At 55.7% G+C, this 3731-nt stretch carries 2 protein-coding genes and 1 pseudogene; all 3 read right to left on the bottom strand.

The annotated features are described in order from the left end of the window. Window positions 1-971, bottom strand: a pseudogene (locus ACEW8J_RS10585) (cysteine--tRNA ligase); the annotation flags it as partial. A 107-nt stretch (window positions 972-1078) separates the two neighbouring features. Continuing rightward, complete coding sequence (locus ACEW8J_RS10580; protein ID WP_373491607.1) at window positions 1079-1879, bottom strand: hypothetical protein; 801 nt, start codon at window positions 1877-1879, stop codon at window positions 1079-1081. After that, on the bottom strand, window positions 1866-3731 hold a 1866-nt coding region (locus ACEW8J_RS10575; RefSeq protein WP_373491606.1), incomplete at its 5' end, for a CHASE2 domain-containing protein. The genes ACEW8J_RS10580 and ACEW8J_RS10575, both read right to left, overlap by 14 nt.

Below are 3731 nucleotides of genomic sequence, written 5' to 3'. Positions count from 1 at the left end.
GTAAACTCCAGCTCGCTGCGATAATGGGCCTGCAGGCACATCAGGCGATAGGCGAGGGGGTGGATACCCTTGTCGAGCAACAATTGCAGCCGCAAAAACTCGCCCGATGACTTGGACATTTTCCCGGTCCGGTCGATCAGGAAATTATTGTGCATCCAGATTTTCGCGCCGGAATGATCAGAGCAGCTATGCGCCTGATTCTGGGCGATTTCATTCGGATGGTGAATCTCGCGATGGTCGATGCCGCCGGTGTGGATATCGAACGGCAGGCCGAGCAGAGCCTCCGACATCACCGAACATTCCAGATGCCAGCCCGGCGCGCCCTTGCCCCACGGGCTGTCCCATTCCATCTGCCGTTTCTCGCCGGGAGGCGTCTTGCGCCAGATCGCAAAATCGGCGGCGTTGCGCTTGCCCTCCACCGTATCGATCCTGCCCTCGCCATCATCGGTCGATGCGCGGGCGAGCGTACCGTAATTGGCCACGGTAGAAACGTCGAAATACAAGCCGCTCTCCAGCTCGTAACAATGTTTGCCGGCGATGCCTTGTGCATAGTCGATCATCGCCGGAACATAGTCGGTGGCAATCGACCAGTGCGCCGGTTGCCGGATATTGAGCGCCTTGATATCTTCCCAATAGGCTTCAGTATAATGTTTCGCGATATCCCAGATCGACTGGGCTTTCTCCGCCGCCATTTTCTCGAGCTTGTCTTCCCCGGCATCCGCGTCGTCGGTCAGATGGCCGACATCGGTGATGTTGATGACATGGGTCAGCCTATAACCCTTCCAGCTCAGCGTACGGCCGAGCAGATCGGCGAACACATAGGCGCGCATATTGCCGATATGCGGATAGTTATAGACCGTCGGCCCGCAGGTATAGACGCGGGCTTCGCCTGCATGGACGGGCACAAACTCTTCCATCTGGCGAGTCAGGCTGTTGAACAGTTTTAGCGGATGCGTGGCATTGTCATTCATCGCCCATCGCCTAATGGTTTTCCGCGCAGAAGGTCAACAGATCAATTGATCGCCGCGATCATTCTGCCGTCCGGCCCTCATTCCGGACGGCAGGTTTTGTTCATAGTCTAGCCCTGATCTGCCGGGTCCTCACTGTTCAAGTCGAGCTTTTCGACCAGCAGATCCAATTGGCCGGTGCATCCGTTCTCGATCAGCATCGACGCCGCGTCATCAAGGTCGGTCGGTTGGTTTTGCAAGACCACAAAATTTACGTCGACCGATTGCGGTGCATTTGACCCGAGCAGGCGATATGTGGCACCATCGGTGACCGGGAGAACTTCCTTCGGCCATGCCTTTAGCGCGCTACCTTTTCCCCAAGCGATTTCGGTGACGTTGCCGTTCGACGGTTGAACAATCGAAGCCGTTGCCGATCCGGTATAATCGGGCCGCCAGACAACCAGTCCGTCGGGATCTGCAACGCAGAATTTTCCACCCTTGCTCACGTCAAGGTACCATAGATTGGGATTACTCGGCGTTTCAACGGTCGTAGCACCCGCACTGCGGACCGCTCCGGTTCTTGCCCGGCTGCTACCGCGATTGGTGATGAAACTCGACAAGCGGCGCGATGCGCTTGTGGCGCTTCCGCCACCTTGCGCCAGTGAATAGGTCCCCGGACCTTTGAGGACCCGCGTTCCCGATTTGGTCAGGATTGTCACCTGATCCTGAGCCTTCAGCGAAATTTTTGCATCATTCGCCATTTTCTTGCCTGCCGGATAGCTGCTTGCCGAAGGCCCGGTTGAGCGCACAACCATATTCTGTGCCATGGCAATGCCGCCAGCTCCGAAGAGCAGAAGTGTGCCGAGAGCTGCTTTAGCAAGGCGGGGAAGGGTTTTTCCGGATCTTGCCGGATCGTTCTTATCCAAGTGCATAGCTTTCTCCATTTTTAGTTTTTAACAATCGTTTGAGTAAATTGGCGAGACCCAGATCGTCGCCATTTTGTTTGATCACCGCATCCAGTGCCTGAATAGACTCAGTATCACCGTTTTCATGGGCCGCTATGACTGCGGTCACTGCTGCACGATCTTTTTCTTCCCAGTCGGGTACGGGTTCGAATACGTCTACCGGGGTGGACCGACCGCGCAGCGTGATCCGGCCCATCGGCCGGAACCAGTCGAGACCGGTCCGTTCCATTGCTTCCCGACTTAACAAGACTTTGGTTTCCAGAGCCTTGTTGGCCGCTTCCAGTCGTGCCGCAGTGTTCATAGCATCACCCAGAGCGGTGTATTGGATCCGGCCTTCACCACCGAAGTTGCCCACGATAGCATCACCATAGTGCATGCCCACCCGCGTCCTGCCAATCGGCGGCACGCCTTCCGGGACGTTTTTGCGAAATTCCTCGCCGGCCAGGTAGAGCGCGTAAGCCGCCCTGGCTGCCCGTTCGCCGTCATCCGGATACGCGATGGGAGCACCCCAAAAGGTAACCAGTGCATCTCCGACAAATTTGTCGATGGTACCGCCATATTCCAGCGCCACTTCGCTCAGCCGGTCCAGATAGTCGTTCAGCAAGGTGGCGACCATTTCCGGTTCGATCGCGTGGGTTAGTTTGGTAAAGCCTTCGAGATCAGTGAAAACTGCGAAAATTTTCCGTTTCTCGCCGTGCAATGCCAGTTTTTCGGGATCTTTCAGGATCTCGTTTGCAATTGATTTCGGCAGATATTTGCCGAGCGCATTTTGCGCGAACGCTCGCTGCTGGGAATTGAGTGTCCGCGCAGCCGAGCCGACCGAGGCATAGCCGAGTAGCCACCCCACACCCCAGCCAAAGGCGGGCAGGGAAAGCGTATCCATCCCGATATTTTGCAACAGGAAAGGAAAGGTGAGGAAAAATGCGAACTGGCCGATTAGAACGAAGCCAACCTTCAGGGCGTTCCCGACGATCAGAGCGGACAGGCCACCGCAAATCGCAACGATCAGAGCGCCCACCCACAAGGTCCAGGTCGCGATCGGGGCGGGTAAATCATCATTGAGCAACTGGGCGAGCATATGCGCATGTACTTCCAGCCCGATCATCTTGCCATCGTCCCCTTTAATATCAGCCAGTCCGCCAACCGGGGTTTCAAAACGGTCGCGATCGATGAAGTCGCCACCGATCAGCACATGCTTGTCCGAAATGAAAGTACGAAGCATCTCCGCAATTTCAGGATCAGCAAAGCTTTCGATCGGGAATTTGTCGAACACGGGCACATCGGTAGCGGCCGGCACATGATAGCGGATGGCACCGCTATTGTTGGCAAATTTCGGATTGGGGGCGGTCAATGCAATCGCCATGAAAGGCGGCGCGCCTTGCCTGTGCGGGGTCCATCGGCGCTGGACACCGTCGCTATCTGTTTCCAGTTTGATTCCGGTGGGTTGTACATTTTCACTGCGCGCATCTTTAAAAAACTGCTGAAGAAACTCATGCTCGGCGAAGGCGATTTCGGGGTTTTCCTTGGGGTCGGCATAAGCCAGAAAGGTAGGCGTTTTCATGTTTTTAAGGGCCGAAATGAGTAAATCATCATCGTCCTGCGGCATCGTGAACAGAATATCGATGCCGATCGACTTTGGCTTTGCTGCGTCGATGGTTTCGAGCGCCTGCGCCAATATTGTCCGGTCCACCGGAGACCGTTGACCAGTCAGCTTCAGCGTGTCTTCATTATATACCACCATCACGATATTTTCGTTTTTTTCGACTTCCGGTGCGAATACGGATGCGCGCAAATCATATAGCGCGCGCTCGGCTTCCTG

Source organism: Parasphingorhabdus sp. (assembly GCF_041748495.1).
In the GTDB taxonomy this organism is placed as follows: Bacteria; Pseudomonadota; Alphaproteobacteria; order Sphingomonadales; family Sphingomonadaceae; genus Parasphingorhabdus.
The sequence above is the reverse complement of the archived record's forward strand: the minus strand, read 5'-3'. Positions and strand labels throughout refer to the sequence as shown.